Annotated in this window: 16 protein-coding genes; 5 read left to right on the forward strand and 11 right to left on the reverse strand. The window is 45.6% G+C overall.

Features of this window, described 5'->3' with window-relative positions:
• Positions 1-42: 42 nt before the first annotated feature.
• Positions 43-837 carry a YflT domain-containing protein gene (locus ACSW3C_RS11645; RefSeq protein ID WP_486562767.1) on the forward strand — a complete coding sequence of 265 codons (795 nt, stop codon included), beginning with the start codon at positions 43-45 and terminating at the stop codon, positions 835-837.
• Positions 838-896: 59 nt separating this feature from the next.
• On the opposite strand, the gene ACSW3C_RS11650 is transcribed toward ACSW3C_RS11645, so the two are convergent.
• Both ACSW3C_RS11650 and ACSW3C_RS11655 read right to left on the reverse strand, forming a co-directional pair.
• Positions 897-1838 (reverse strand): GGDEF domain-containing protein, encoded by a 942-nt coding sequence (locus ACSW3C_RS11650; RefSeq protein ID WP_486562768.1) that lies wholly within the window; start codon positions 1836-1838, stop codon positions 897-899.
• A gap of 2 nt (positions 1839-1840) precedes the next feature.
• A complete protein-coding gene (locus ACSW3C_RS11655; RefSeq protein ID WP_486562769.1) occupies positions 1841-2644 on the reverse strand; it encodes an alpha/beta fold hydrolase in 804 nt (267 codons plus the stop codon).
• Positions 2645-2801: 157 nt separating this feature from the next.
• Between ACSW3C_RS11655 and ACSW3C_RS11660 the strand changes: the two genes are divergently transcribed.
• Positions 2802-3014: a hypothetical protein gene (locus tag ACSW3C_RS11660; protein ID WP_486562770.1), complete on the forward strand. Its 213-nt coding sequence runs from the start codon at positions 2802-2804 to the stop codon at positions 3012-3014.
• Between the two features lie 144 nt (positions 3015-3158).
• Here ACSW3C_RS11660 and ACSW3C_RS11665 read toward each other — a convergent pair whose 3' ends face one another.
• Complete coding sequence (locus ACSW3C_RS11665; RefSeq protein ID WP_486562771.1) at positions 3159-3308, reverse strand: hypothetical protein; 150 nt, start codon at positions 3306-3308, stop codon at positions 3159-3161.
• A gap of 159 nt (positions 3309-3467) precedes the next feature.
• On the opposite strand from ACSW3C_RS11665, the gene ACSW3C_RS11670 reads away from it, so the two are divergent.
• Complete coding sequence (locus ACSW3C_RS11670) at positions 3468-4070, forward strand: hypothetical protein (protein WP_486562772.1); 603 nt, start codon at positions 3468-3470, stop codon at positions 4068-4070.
• Positions 4071-4146: 76 nt separating this feature from the next.
• Here the strand turns inward: ACSW3C_RS11670 and ACSW3C_RS11675 are convergent, their stop codons facing one another.
• The 3 genes from ACSW3C_RS11675 to ACSW3C_RS11685 are packed head-to-tail and all read right to left on the reverse strand — an operon-like array spanning position 4147 to position 7167.
• Entirely contained in the window at positions 4147-5058 is a 912-nt protein-coding gene (locus ACSW3C_RS11675) for a glycine betaine ABC transporter substrate-binding protein (protein WP_486562889.1), read from the reverse strand.
• Between the two features lie 2 nt (positions 5059-5060).
• Complete coding sequence (locus ACSW3C_RS11680; protein WP_486562773.1) at positions 5061-5912, reverse strand: ABC transporter permease; 852 nt, start codon at positions 5910-5912, stop codon at positions 5061-5063.
• Complete coding sequence (locus ACSW3C_RS11685) at positions 5905-7167, reverse strand: quaternary amine ABC transporter ATP-binding protein (protein WP_486562774.1); 1263 nt, start codon at positions 7165-7167, stop codon at positions 5905-5907. The genes ACSW3C_RS11680 and ACSW3C_RS11685 overlap by 8 nt, the downstream gene beginning before the upstream one ends.
• Before the next feature lie 188 nt (positions 7168-7355).
• Here ACSW3C_RS11685 and ACSW3C_RS11690 point away from each other — a divergent pair, with 188 nt between their 5' ends.
• Positions 7356-7904: a GbsR/MarR family transcriptional regulator gene (locus ACSW3C_RS11690; protein WP_486562775.1), complete on the forward strand. Its 549-nt coding sequence runs from the start codon at positions 7356-7358 to the stop codon at positions 7902-7904.
• Between the two features lie 53 nt (positions 7905-7957).
• On the opposite strand, the gene ACSW3C_RS11695 is transcribed toward ACSW3C_RS11690, so the two are convergent.
• The 5 genes from ACSW3C_RS11695 to ACSW3C_RS11715 all read right to left on the reverse strand — a co-directional run bounded on the left by ACSW3C_RS11695 (position 7958) and on the right by ACSW3C_RS11715 (position 12564).
• Positions 7958-10369, reverse strand: a complete 2412-nt coding sequence (locus ACSW3C_RS11695) for a heavy metal translocating P-type ATPase (RefSeq protein ID WP_486562776.1) — start codon at positions 10367-10369, stop codon at positions 7958-7960.
• A 128-nt stretch (positions 10370-10497) separates the two neighbouring features.
• Positions 10498-10698, reverse strand: a complete 201-nt coding sequence (copZ, locus tag ACSW3C_RS11700) for a copper chaperone CopZ (RefSeq protein ID WP_238080524.1) — start codon at positions 10696-10698, stop codon at positions 10498-10500.
• A 79-nt stretch (positions 10699-10777) separates the two neighbouring features.
• Positions 10778-11065: a metal-sensitive transcriptional regulator gene (locus ACSW3C_RS11705; RefSeq protein WP_238080523.1), complete on the reverse strand. Its 288-nt coding sequence runs from the start codon at positions 11063-11065 to the stop codon at positions 10778-10780.
• A 211-nt stretch (positions 11066-11276) separates the two neighbouring features.
• A complete protein-coding gene (locus tag ACSW3C_RS11710; protein ID WP_486562777.1) occupies positions 11277-12224 on the reverse strand; it encodes a cation diffusion facilitator family transporter in 948 nt (315 codons plus the stop codon).
• Between the two features lie 13 nt (positions 12225-12237).
• The gene (locus ACSW3C_RS11715; RefSeq protein ID WP_486562778.1) at positions 12238-12564 is read right to left on the reverse strand and encodes an ArsR/SmtB family transcription factor; all 327 of its coding nucleotides are present in this window, start codon (positions 12562-12564) and stop codon (positions 12238-12240) included.
• A 247-nt stretch (positions 12565-12811) separates the two neighbouring features.
• Here ACSW3C_RS11715 and ACSW3C_RS11720 point away from each other — a divergent pair, with 247 nt between their 5' ends.
• Entirely contained in the window at positions 12812-13444 is a 633-nt protein-coding gene (locus ACSW3C_RS11720; protein ID WP_486562779.1) for a nitrite reductase, read from the forward strand.
• Positions 13445-13480: the final 36 nt, after the last annotated feature.

Consider the following 13480-nt stretch of genomic DNA (forward strand, 5'->3'; position numbering starts at 1 on the left):
TGGCGGGTAATTAGTCAGTAAGGAATGAAGGAGGTGCAAGCTATGAAAGAAAAAACATTTATTGGCCTGTACGACAACTTAGATGAAATCACTGCAAAAATTAATGAATTGGATCATAAAGGAATTGACCCGTCACGCATTTTCGTTATCGCCAAAGAGGAGACGGCTGTTTCGGCTTTGCGGCACCGTACATCGGAGGAGATCCAATCAGAGCCGTCATCCTGGTTTGACCAATTTATCGGTTTTCTTTCCGGGGAGGATCCGATTGAAACGATGCTTGTGGAAGCCGGGTTTGATTCCTCAGAGGCAAAACGATATTACGAGGAAGTCGAGCTGGGAAAATATTTGGTGTATGTCGATGGGCCTGTAGAAAAAACCGTATATGAAGTCCATGCCGATCAACAGAACGAGCAGGAGGAAAATCCGTTTGATCCAATTGACATGTTGCCTGGCGGATCATCCAAGGAACAGGACGAAGCAACTGATCAAAATCCAGTCGGCCGTAAAGGGCGCGAAGCGCTGTTTGATCATACCAGATATGAAGAAGATCATGACACATCCCGAGAAGCCGCAACCCGGGGATATCCGCAAAGCGATCGCGAGAAAGAATTGATCCGCGACTACTATGAGCACCAAATTGAAGAAAATCACAAAACAGAAGAACAGGTCGTCATCGTGCCGGACGCTTTCAAAGAAAGCCAGATGGATCGCCAAGACGCCATAGCGGAAGAAGCGGTGACACTAGAATCTGTCATCCCCCCTTTGGAGACTGATCGTAAAAAGAAGGAACCCATTATTATCGATTTACGTAGCATCCCGCGAGAAAATAAGCAATAAAATTAGATCCATGCCCTATATACTGGGCATGGACCTTTACTTGATTAACGAATAGAAACTCAAAAACTGGTAACGCGATTGCGCCCGGAGCGTTTGGATGCATACAAGGCGCTATCCGCCCGGATATACATACTTTCCGCAGTATCCCCCTCCTGAAAGGTGGCGATTCCGATACTGACCGTAACTGGCTTGCTGAGCCAAGTGGAATTTTCGACATAAGCCCTCAATCGTTCCGCAAATGTAGCGGAACTCTCCTGCTCTGCTTCTTTAAGAATAATCGCGAATTCCTCTCCACCAATCCGGGCAGCTGAACCATGTACCGGGGTCTGCGCTTTAATCTTAGTTGCCAGCTCTTTCAGTACCTCGTCCCCAACATTGTGGCCATATGTATCGTTCACATTCTTAAAATGATCAATATCAAAAATCATAACGGAAAAGACCCTCTGCTCCGTATTCGCTTCTTCCACTTGTTTGGCCAGTCTCTCTTGAAATACCCGGCGGTTGAATAATCCAGTTAACGGATCTGTCGTCGCCAATGTCTGTAGTCGGTGGTTCAGCTCGACTAATTCTTGTTGCTTCTGCTGAACCTCATTCATCAATCCAAGTAACGTCGTATACGCCTTATCGGTTTCTTGTTGGATCTGTTCTGCATTTCGTTTCGCCACAAGCAATTCATTTTCATATTCTTCACGGACAGTCATCTGCATAAGGGCACATTCATACAAGCCATTCCGCTCGCGCGCACTCATTAATACTGGAAGTGATCCCTTTTTTCCCTTTAATACCAAATGCAGTTCATCTACCCGTCCGTGTATATGAAGCGCCGGCACAAAATACGTCTGGAAATAGACCTTTGAAGGAACCGTCAGTATATCGCGCATGTTCACTGGAGTACTAACGCTGCCAAGCATATCCCGCAACGTTTGGTTCATATCCGTGATCTCCCAATCTTCTGTAAGAACCAAATAGCCGCAAGGAGCAAAATTCAATTGCTCATCCATCGTTATTTCACTCCTCCATTGAGATAGTTCCGAATTACTTGAATGGTCTCTTCCGGGTCGCTTATGTGCGGATTGTGGCCTTTCGCATTCATTAAGACAAATGCACTGTCTTTAATATGCTCATGCACATATTCACCCACTTCAATCGGCGAAATGGCATCCTCACGCGTCTGCAAAATTAAGGTCGGAACCGAAACCTCTGCCAGGCGGTTCCGCAAATCCGAAGTAAAAGTCACTTCCGCAAATCGCCTTGCAATGACCGGATCATTTTCACATAAAGTCCTTTCAAAATTAGCGGCAAGCTCTGGACGTTCCTCGTTTTTCATCACAACAGGCGCCAAATACTTGGCCCATTCCTTGTAATTCAGCTCCATCATATCCAGCAAATCATTGATATCCTCTTTTTCAAATCCGCCTTTATATTCTCCATCGTTCATATAATGCGGCGACGGTCCGATCATGATCAATCGGTCCATCAATTGCGGGCGCAGAATTGAGGCGATGGCGCCGATCATACTGGAAACAGAATGGCCGACAAAAATCACGTGAGAAAGATTCAATTCATCCGCAATCTCGACCAAGTCTAATGCATAGCCGTCTAGTGAACTGTAGCGGTCCTTGGAATATAGCGTCTTATCGCTCCTTCCCGAACCGGTATAATCGAACAATACAATGCGATAGTCTTTTTCAAATGCGGGCACCATCCGGTTCCACACCGTTTGGTCGCAACCGAAACCGTGGGCGAAAACCATCGTCTTTTCTCTATCCCCTAAAACTGTTACATGATTCCTTTGTTTATAACTCAATCGTTTTCATCCTTTATCTGTAATATTGATTGCTTACATTCTATCACAAGGATGATAGACGTTTCATGTGTTATCGGATCATTCATTGCGCTTGCAACAAGGGCTGCCAATTCAGTACGATGTACGTACCTTTCCACACGTCAGGAGATGAATGACAATGAGAGAATTCAAAATCACTTACTTTTTTGATGAAGAGCATTATATCCGGCGTTTCATCCATATGGAGTCAATGGAACAAGCCATCGCACTGGTTCAAAGCGAACGAGGCCGATTCATTTCCTTTACAGACGGCCGCGGCATTTACCACGAACTCGACACCCGGAATGTGAGAGTTACCCAAGTAGCCGAATACTTCAGGACAAAAAAATAACTTGAATTTTCAAGCGAATAAAAGAAAGAGCCTCAGAGGAATATCCCCTGAGGCTAAACTATATAGGGAGCCGAGTCACGTTCCTTGCCAAAAGGAAGGAGGTGAAAAGGCAAAGAAGTGTGCAAGCATAAGAGATGATTCACTTCATCGGGTCGCTTGTCCTACCGTTTTCATAATTCGAACGAGCGACGGGCCGTCCACAAATGAAGCGGTTGCTTCTGGCGGCGCGTAAATAATCTTCCTTCTGCTCCTCGATAACCTGCCGGTAAGCCGATAGGCAGTCCCATCCGCCACCGAGGCTTGCCTCCCGTAGACCAGCCCTCAAATTTGAGAGCTCATACTACCATATGAAATCAAACGAAGCATGCTTAGGTGTACGACTGCACCGTTACAATAACCCTTTGTGATTGTTTGGGTGCGTCAGGCATTTTTTTGTTGCGCTGGTGTTAGCTGTTGGACGGAGAAAACTTGCTCTTACTGGAATATATGAGCAGCCTGGGACGACATTCGAGCTCTCAATGGGATATACGGGCGGTCGCAGAAATATACGAGCGGATCGTAGACAGCATACGAGCTCTTACAGAAATATACGAGTGGTACGCGACAACTTACGAGCTCTCACAGGAATATACGAGTGGTACGCGACGACTTACGAGCTCTTACAGAAATATACGAGCGGTACGCGACGACTTACGAGCTCTCACAAAAATATACGAGTGGGCGCGGACTACTTACGAGCTCTTACAGAATTATACGAGTGGTACGAGACGACATTCGAGCTCTCACAAAAATATACGAGTGGTACGCGACGACATTCGAGCTCTCTCAGAAATATACGAGTGGTACGCGACGACATTCGAGCTCTTACAGAAATATACGAGCGGTACGCGACAACTTACGAGCTCTCACAGAAATATACGAGCGGTACGCGATGACATTCGAGCTCTCACAAAAATATACGAGTGGTTCGCGGCAACTTACGAGCTCTCACAGAAATATACGAGCGGTACGCGACAATATACGAGCAGTCAGCAAAAACAAAAGAACTCTCCATAACCAGCAGCCCACTCGCCTCAAATAAAAAATTAGGTGAAGAGCAACTAATCGTTACTCTCCACCTGAATCCTATCTATTATTCTTTTAAGTCTTCGATCGAGTCAATATCCATATACTCTGGCACGACGAGGCCGATTTTGACCCCTTCCATGTTGATGCCGAGTTCATCAAATTTGCCATCGAATTTGTCTGCATACGTTTTATGCGTGACAGGAAGCCAAGCTGCTAAGGAGGCGTCCGCACTTCCATCTGCAATCGCCGTCCATAATGGACCGGCTTCGACTTGTGTCAAAGTCACTTTGTATCCCATGTCTTCCAACACGGTCTTCACAACATTGTGGCTGGCGATTTCGCTGTCCCATGCGACATAGGCAAGGTTGATTTTATCGCCATCGACAGGATCTACGCCGTCTGTCCACTCAGAAATCTTATCGGCATTGGCGTCTACCCAATCACGGGCAGCGTCTTCTTCCTTAGCCCCTTCTTGGATCGCCACCATGACCGATCCCATATCTTCTTCTGTCCAATGGAAGTTCGAGAGGATCTCATATGCTTCTGGCAGATCATCCTTTAAGCCTTTTCTTGCAATGGTGCGGATTTGTTCTTCCCCGCCGTATACGCCTTTCGGATCATCGAGATATTTCAAATCGAACTTCGCGAATTTCCAATGCGGTGTCCAGCCTGTCACGATGATCGGCTCTTCTTTGTCATATGCTTTTTTCAAAGCAGCTGTCATGGCTGCTCCTGAACCAGTCGTCACTGTCCATTTGTCGAGACCGTATTCTTCAATTGCTTTGTCTGTCGCTTCCATGATGCCGGCACCTGGGTCAATTCCAGTGATTTTGTAATCAACAGACTCTCCTACTGAAGAAGAAGAACCTCCGCTGGCCCCCTCATTTTTTCCGGCATTATCGTCTTCATTGCCACAAGCAGCGAGGCCGATTGCAAGCAGTGCTGCCGCTCCTAGTCCAAAAAATTTCTTCGTGATATTCATGATAAAGTTCCCCCTTGTTTTTTCTTACCTGCATGTTGTGTAATCCGGTCGAGAATGATGGCTACGATCACGATGGATAATCCGGTTTCAAACCCGACACCCGTTTTTAATTGCGTCACCGCCCGATATACTTCTTCGCCAAGACCTGGTGCGCCAACCATCGATGCGATAACAACCATGGAAAGCGAAAGCATGATGCTTTGATTGACTCCTGCCATGATTGTCGGCTTTGCCAGTGGAATCTGCACTTTAAGGAGACGTTGCCATGTCGTTGAGCCGAATGCTTCCGTCGCTTCAATCAAATCCTTTGGCACCTGCTCAATACCGAGCATCGTCAGCCGAATAGTCGGTGGCATAGAAAAGATGACCGAGGCCACTACGCCCGGCACGACGCCGATATTGAAAAAGAAGATGGCCGGTAGTAAATAGACGAAGGCTGGCATCGTCTGCATCAAGTCTAAAATCGGACTGATGATTTTCTTAGCCGTCGGCTGCTGCGATCCCCAGATGCCTAACGGGATACCGATTATGAGCGCGATGACAACAGATGTGATGACAAGCGACAGCATCTGAAGCATCGAATGCCAGTAGCCGAGGTAATCAATAAATAACAGGCCAAGCAACGTGAAAATCGCAATGCGCCGAGTGGATAGCAGCCAAGCTATCACCGCAAAGAGCACCGCAAGTACGATGGATGGCACCCATGCCATAAGATCAACGGCACCTTCTACCGTTCCTTTCAGGAATCCGGATAGTCCATCGAACACCGAGCCGAATTGTGTGACAAGCCAATCAATGCCTGTATCAATCCAGTCGGCAAACGGCAATCGAGGCAACAAATTATTCATTGCTTGCCACCTCCATATCAACAGGTTCCACTTCTTCTACTGTCCGGTTGTCGTTAATGAACTGCCCATCTCCAGCCAGCGCGCCAATTAATGCGCCCCGGATAATGATTCCTTCCAAATGATTCTGTTCGTCTACTACTGCCATTGGAATAGACGTTGTCGAAACTGTATCAAACAGTTCCGTCAATACGGTATCTGCTGATGTTGTCGGCACATCTTTGATCAGCACCTCTTCCAATGAAGCGCCAGATTCAGAAGCCGCCACAGTATCTTGAGCCGTAACAGCCCCAAGCAGACGATTCCCTTTGTCGACGACATAAATAGAGGAAATGCGAAGCTGTTTCATTAAGCGCAATGCAACCCGCGGTCCCCGGTCAACTTGGACGGTGTCTGCTTTTTTCATAATATGGCCCGCCGTCAATACTTTGGATAGATCAACATCCTCGACGAATTTTTCGACGTATTCATTAGAAGGGCTCATCAAAATTTCTTCCGGCGTCCCAATTTGAACGATATCTCCGTCTTTCATTAGAGCGATCCGATCTCCGATCCGGAGTGCCTCATCCAGATCATGTGTAATAAAGATAATCGTCTTGCCCATGTCATGATGCAATTGAAGCAATTCGTCCTGCATATCTTTACGGATTAACGGGTCCAGCGCGCTGAACGCCTCATCCATGAGAAGAATATCGGGATCGTTCGCCAGCGCCCTCGCTAAGCCGACCCGCTGTTGCATTCCTCCGCTCAATTGGTTCGGATATTGGTCTTCGTAACCAGCCAGGCCGACGAGCCGCAGCGATTCTTTTGCACGTTCCTGCCGCTCAGACTTTGCCGCCCCTTGGATCTCCAATCCATATTCCGTGTTCTCCAAAATCGTTTTGTGCGGAAAGAGCGCGAAGTTCTGGAAAACCATCCCGATTTTTTTCCGTCTGACATTCCGTAATTGCTCCTTATTCATCCGAACGATATCATCTCCATCGATCCGGATTTCTCCAGCTGTCGGCTCAATGAGTCGATTGAACATGCGGACGAGTGTCGATTTGCCGCTTCCGGATAAACCCATAATGACGAAAATCTCACCGTCGTACACATCGAACGACGCATTTTTTACGCCGACTGTCGTTCCGGTCTGCTTCAGAATATCCGCTTTGGATTTTCCTTCATTCAAAAGCTGCGTCGCACGTTTACTGTTCTTGCCGAAAATCTTCGATACATTCCTCACTTCTATTTTCTTCTTAAATTCCATTTCTTCCATACGTACACTCCTTACAAACTCAATGTCTACTAGTATATGTGTAGGAGAATAGAATTTCAACCGTTTTAACCATATTAATTGTTTGTACAGTAAAAACTGTACAAAACTAACGTATATCATTGCAATTCCAATGTCGATATAATACGCTTAGGAAAAGTGACATAGATAATAGCGGAGGGAACTCACATATGGAAGGCAAAGAAGCACTCGACAAAGCACGTGAGCGAATTATTGAAACCATTGCACAGAATATACATTTATACGGTTTGACTTCATCGGCAGGACGGCAATTTGGCACGATGTTCTTTCACGACGAACCGATGACACTAGATGAAATGACGGAAGAGCTCGGCATGAGCAAAACGAGCATGAGTACATCGGTCAGAGCTTTGTCTGATTTAAAATTGGTGGAGCGCGCCTGGAAGCGGGGCATACGGAAAGATTTATATCAAGTGAAGGACGATTGGTATCAAAGTTTTATCGATTTGTTCTCCATTAAGTGGCGCAGATCCATTTCCTTGCACTCCACTGCCATAAAAAAATCAATAAGCGAGTTGGTAAGTTTGGTTGAAGATCCTGGAACGAGCGAGGAAGTGAAAGAACTGGCTCAGCATGACATAGCCAGACTAGAATATATCCGGGATTATTTCGAATGGCTCGACAGGCTCGTCGATGCGTTTGAAAATCATGACATCTTTACTCTTGTTCCACTGACAAAAGATCTGAAAGATAAATAAAAAATGAGAAAGCCTCCATCGATTCATCCAATCGGTGGAGGCTTTCTTATTGCTTATAATTTTACTCGTTGAAGACGCAGTGCATTCAAGACGACAGATACTGAACTGAATGCCATGGCTGCCCCTGCCACCCACGGAGCAAGTAATCCGAGAGCCGCGACCGGAATGCCGATCGTATTGTAAAAGAAAGCGAAGAATAAATTTTGCTTAATGTTGCGCATCGTTTTGCGGCTCATGATGATGGCATCCGCCACGCTGTTCAAATCACCGCGCATGAGCGTAATGTCAGCCGCTTCAATAGCAATATCGGTTCCCGTTCCAATCGCCATGCCAATATCCGCAATGGCAAGAGCTGGCGCATCGTTGATTCCATCACCGACCATTGCCACCTTTTTGCCTTGCGCCTGCAGCTTTTTGATTTTCTCACTTTTTTCTTCAGGCAACACTTCCGCAATGACATGGCTCAATCCAACTTGACGTCCGATTGCTTCTGCCGTTTGCTTGTTGTCGCCCGTCAATAAAATCACGTCCAATCCGAGCGCCTGCATCCGTTCGATGGCAGCTTGCGATGTTTCCTTTACCGTATCCGCAACTGCGACGATACCGGCAAGCTGTTCATTGACTGCAATCAGCATGGCCGTTTTGCCCTCGTTTTCCATGTTCGCCATCTTGGACTCAATATTCATCAAGTCGATGTTCCGGCTGCGCAGCAATTTACGTGTCCCGACAAGCAGACGCTTCCCGGCAACTTGGGCTTCAATGCCGAAGCCAGGGAGTGCATGGAAGGATTCCGGTGCAAGTAATTCAATACCTTTCTCCTTCACACCTGTTACGATCGCACGAGCCAGCGGGTGCTCTGATTGGTTCTCCGCTGAAGCGACCCATTGCAGGACATCTTGTTCCTCGTAGCGTTTCGTAATGACAACATCGGTCAATGCCGGTTCACCTTTCGTAACGGTTCCCGTCTTATCCAAGACGACTGTGTCAATAGCCCGAGTATTTTCCAGATGCTCACCGCCCTTGAACAGGATCCCCATTTCAGCGGCTCTACCAGAACCCGCCATGATGGATGTAGGCGTCGCAAGACCCAGTGCACATGGACATGCGATGACAAGAATTGAAATGGTTGGAATCAAAGCCGCCCGGAAATCTCCTGGTGTCACGAGGAAATACCAATCCAGAAACGCCAAGATGGCAATCCCTACTACGATGGGAACAAAGATGCCCGAGATCTTATCAGCCAAACGCTGGATTTCCGCTTTTGAACCTTGTGCTTCCTCTACAACTTTTACGATTTGCGATAATGCGCTATCTTTCCCAACCTTGGTTGCTTTAATTTGCAAGGAACCATTTTTATTGATGGTTGCCCCAATGACAGGATCTCCCGCAGTTTTATCCACAGGAATACTCTCGCCTGTAATCATCGATTCATCAATTGCACTCTCACCCGCAATTATTTCACCATCCACCGGTATCTTTTCTCCCGGTTTGACAAGAATGATATTCCCGGCCATGACTTCCTCAATCGGCACACCGAATTCAACTCCGTCCTTCAGTACACGAGCTGTTTTGGCCTGTAATCCGAGCAGTTTTTGAATCGCCTGGCTCGTTTTCCCTTTGGCGCGCACTTCAAATAGTTTTCCTAGTAGCACCAATGTCAGAATGACCGCTGAAGCTTCAAAATAAAGCTCCGGCTCCCCTACTTTGCCCGCTTCCACCCACTCATACGTTAAATAAAGACTGTAAAAATAGGCGGCGCTAGTTCCGAGTGCTACTAAAACATCCATATTGGCGCTTTTATTTCGCAAAGCCGTAAAGGCGCCTTTATAAAACTGCGCTCCAATAATGAATTGGACAGGAGTCGCGAGTGCCAATTGCACCCATGGGTTCATTAAAAAATGCGGCAAGTATAAAAAGGACAGAAAGTTGAAATGGGCGACCATCGTCCATAACAAGGGCAGTGTCAAAACGGCAGAGAAAATGAATTTCCTAGTTTGCCGCTGGATTTCCTGTTCTTTATGGTCCACTGTATCTTCTTTGTCTGATTTCGGAATCAATTCGTATCCCATTTTTTTCACTGTGCTGACCATTTCGGCGGGAGACGTTTGACCACCATCGTAATCGACAGTCAGGGTTTCGAGCGCAAAATTGACCGCAGCATTTGAAACTCCCTCCATCTTGTTAACTCGCTTCTCAATACGTGCAGCACAGGCAGCACAAGTCATGCCTGATACATCAAATTCAACTTTATCTTGAATGACGCCATAGCCAAGCTTTTCAATTTTGGCGGTAAGATCCTGAACATTCGTCTTTTCAGGATCATATACGACGGTGGAACTTTCCAAAGCAAAATTGACATTTGCCTTCTCGACACCGTCCATCTTTGATAATCCCTTTTCGATCCGGTTAGCACATGCCGCACAGGTCATGCCATTGATCTTCAAGGTCTTTTCCGCTGTTGCCATTCTCCATCCCTCCTATACGGTTAGGGGGTATTAGCGATGTAAAAAAGAAGGATCATACGGCTGACGTATAATCACTTCATTCACCCACCGATACCCCCATATGGTGTAAGTGGTGTGCTCAACAAGATTTATGCAAGGTCATATCCTTGATCTTCAATTGTTTCTTTAATCTTATTTAATGTATCTTCTTTATCGAATTCAACAGTTACTTCGTGATTGGCAAGATCTACTTTAACAGCAGATACACCTTCCAATTCGCCAACACTTGATTCGATTGCATTTACACAATGTCCACAAGACATGCCTTCTACTTTTAAAACTTCCTTCATGATGATTCCCCTCCTGTTTCAATTAACAAACTAAATATAACATACCCCTATTAGGTATAACAAGACGCAAACTAAACTTTTATTTAGTCATTGTTCTCATCACATTCATCAGCTCTTGGATGGCAGCTTCTCCATCCTGTCCTTTTATAGCATTCACAACACAATGATGCGTATGATCTTCCAAAAGAGCTAAAGACACTTTATTCATGGCCGATTGGATGGCACTAATCTGATGTAAAATATCCACACAATAACGATCGTTTTCAATCATTTGATGGACGCCCCGGACTTGTCCTTCTATGCGTTTCAGCCGATTCAGCAACTGCTGCTTATTGGGCTGGACCGTTTTCTTTGTCGTTTCAGTCATTTAATCACTCCTCAGAGTTGTTCTAATACCCTGTACCCCTAATCTACCATCTAGAGTTTGCAAGAGCAATCATATGGTTCCAATAAACGGCGTTTTTATTCTTCATTGCCTGGCAGTTCTACATTTCTTGTCTCAGTTTATTTAATTATTTCAACTTATTGTCGTTATCTTATGATACAGGACAGGGGTATATTATTTCATTGCCATGCCCTTAATGATGGTGGTGACCTTCAGACGATTCCGCTTTTGCTTGGCATAAAATCGAATCGTCATGCTGATGGGCGGATGTTTCCAACTGTATGGTTACATGATGGATATTTTGATGCGATAGATCATGCTCGACCGTTCGGATCACCTGTTCACTTTCGGCAATTGTCATTTGATCGTCAACAACCGCGTGACAGGAAAGTGCATTTAAGCCGCTCGTAATCGACCAAACATGAAGATCATGCACACTTAGAACTCCTTCGGCATTTCGGATGGTCCGAATGATGTCATCCATGTCTACATTTTGGGGCACTCCTTCCATAAGAACATGAAGTGCTGACTTGGAAACGAAATAGCCACTGCGCAAAACAAGTATCGCAACGATAATGCTCGCGAGCGGGTCAGCCCATCCCCAGCCGAAAAACATCATAAGAAGCGCTGCGGCAATTGCCCCGATGGACCCGAGCATATCACTGATTACGTGAAGATAAGCACCCTTCATATTCAAGTTCTCTTCTACATCGGCTCCCCGCATCATAATCCATGCAACCAAAATATTTATGGCGAGTCCGATACTGCTGACAATCAACATGCCGGTTGTGGCAACTTCAGGAGGATTCGCAAAACGTTTAACGGCTTCATAGAAAATGAACAAGGCGATGACAATCAAGGTCACACCATTTAGAACGGCGGCTAAAATCTCAAACCGCCTATAGCCGAATGTTTTACTGTGGCTCGCCGCCTTTTCGCCAAGTTTAAAAGCGATTAATGCGATAGCAAGGGAAATTGAGTCGCTCAGCATATGGCCAGCATCTGCAAGTAACGCTAAGCTGTTCGTCAAAAATCCACCGACAGCCTCGACAATCATATAGATTGTAATGATTAGAAAAGAAATCAATAGCACTTTTTTATTGGCACCATGTGTATGATCGTGTGCGTGGTCATGTCCCATCCGAAGACCTCCTCTAATTATGTGCTGCGTGGTCAATTGCCTGTTTCAATAAATTCATGACGTGATGATCATCTTCCGAATAGTAAAGGGTTGTCCCTTCTCTTCTAAACTTGACTAAGCGCAAGTTTTTTAAAAAGCGTAATTGGTGAGAAACAGATGACTGGCTTAAGTTTAGCGTTTCCGCGATATCATTCACCGAGCGCTCCTCTTTGCACAACAAATTTAAAATCCGGATTCTTGTCGGATCACTTAACGCCTTGAATGTTTGGGAGACGACGAATAGCGTTTCCTCGTCCAATAAATGGTCCCTCGTATTCTCTGTGTTTTTATCTTCACGCATAGTTTTTGCCCTCCCATTGCTGCATTTTTATTTGTTTATATGAGCATATGTTCATATATTAGGATTTATATATTTTGTTGTCAAATAAAAAATATGATACCCCCCTATATTTTTATACCCATATTCAAAATATCATAACTCTATACCCTTCCCCTTTATGACTTTTCTTTATTTAACTATTTACATACCCGTTGCAGGTATCTTATTATGGCAGTAGATTCATCTCACTAGAAAGGAGTGTCCAACCATGCAAACGGCAATAAAGGTGAAGCTTGCTGTCAACGGCGGTATTTCATTCGGCGCTAAATTGAACGCACGCCAATTGATGGCACTTGCTGAGCATTTGGGTGATCAGGAACTGGAAGTCACGACATTCCAGCAACTATATATCGAAGTGTTAGAGAGCGAAGTTGAGTTGATTAAAAAGAAGTTTAGCGACGTTGGACTTGCCTGCTATCCGGTCGGAAATTATGTAAAAAGCTTGCGTCATTGCAACTTCTGCAAGGGGGCGGAAGAAGAAGGAATGCCTGTTGCCATCGAGCTGAACAAGCGGATTGCGGGACGCCCTGTTCCATTCACTCTTCGTCCTGCGTATACGGGTTGTCCTATCGGATGCGGCGAGCCGCTGGTCAACGACATCGGTGTTATCAAATCAAAAAATGGCTATGACCTGTATATTGGCGGGAATCCAAAAGGTGCTTATGCCAAAACGGGTACCCTCCTGCTCGAACAAGCGCAGCCAGAGGAACTGTATGAGGCTGTTGATCAGATAATCGACTTCTATGCCGAAAACGGGAAAAAACGAGAATCTTTCTTTAAGTTTGTGAATCGTGTCGGTGTGGAACGAATGAAACAAGAAATCCATTCGGTTACTGTGTGACAAGCAATGACAGCCAGTGCAAAATAGCATGCACTG

Source organism: Sporosarcina sp. AD_1 (genome assembly GCF_057373025.1).

Bases quoted from the DNA above. Each gene is read 5' to 3' on its own strand.
- ACSW3C_RS11645 (WP_486562767.1), top strand. From the start codon at position 43: ATGAAAGAAAAAACATTTATTGGCCTGTACGACAACTTAGATGAAATC.
- ACSW3C_RS11650 (WP_486562768.1), bottom strand. From the start codon at position 1,838: ATGGATGAGCAATTGAATTTTGCTCCTTGCGGCTATTTGGTTCTTACA.
- ACSW3C_RS11660 (WP_486562770.1), top strand. From the start codon at position 2,802: ATGAGAGAATTCAAAATCACTTACTTTTTTGATGAAGAGCATTATATC.
- ACSW3C_RS11680 (WP_486562773.1), bottom strand. From the start codon at position 5,912: ATGAATAATTTGTTGCCTCGATTGCCGTTTGCCGACTGGATTGATACA.
- ACSW3C_RS11685 (WP_486562774.1), bottom strand. From the start codon at position 7,167: ATGGAAGAAATGGAATTTAAGAAGAAAATAGAAGTGAGGAATGTATCG.
- ACSW3C_RS11690 (WP_486562775.1), top strand. From the start codon at position 7,356: ATGGAAGGCAAAGAAGCACTCGACAAAGCACGTGAGCGAATTATTGAA.
- ACSW3C_RS11695 (WP_486562776.1), bottom strand. From the start codon at position 10,369: ATGGCAACAGCGGAAAAGACCTTGAAGATCAATGGCATGACCTGTGCG.
- copZ (WP_238080524.1), bottom strand. From the start codon at position 10,698: ATGAAGGAAGTTTTAAAAGTAGAAGGCATGTCTTGTGGACATTGTGTA.
- ACSW3C_RS11705 (WP_238080523.1), bottom strand. From the start codon at position 11,065: ATGACTGAAACGACAAAGAAAACGGTCCAGCCCAATAAGCAGCAGTTG.
- ACSW3C_RS11710 (WP_486562777.1), bottom strand. From the start codon at position 12,224: ATGGGACATGACCACGCACACGATCATACACATGGTGCCAATAAAAAA.
- ACSW3C_RS11715 (WP_486562778.1), bottom strand. From the start codon at position 12,564: ATGCGTGAAGATAAAAACACAGAGAATACGAGGGACCATTTATTGGAC.
- ACSW3C_RS11720 (WP_486562779.1), top strand. From the start codon at position 12,812: ATGCAAACGGCAATAAAGGTGAAGCTTGCTGTCAACGGCGGTATTTCA.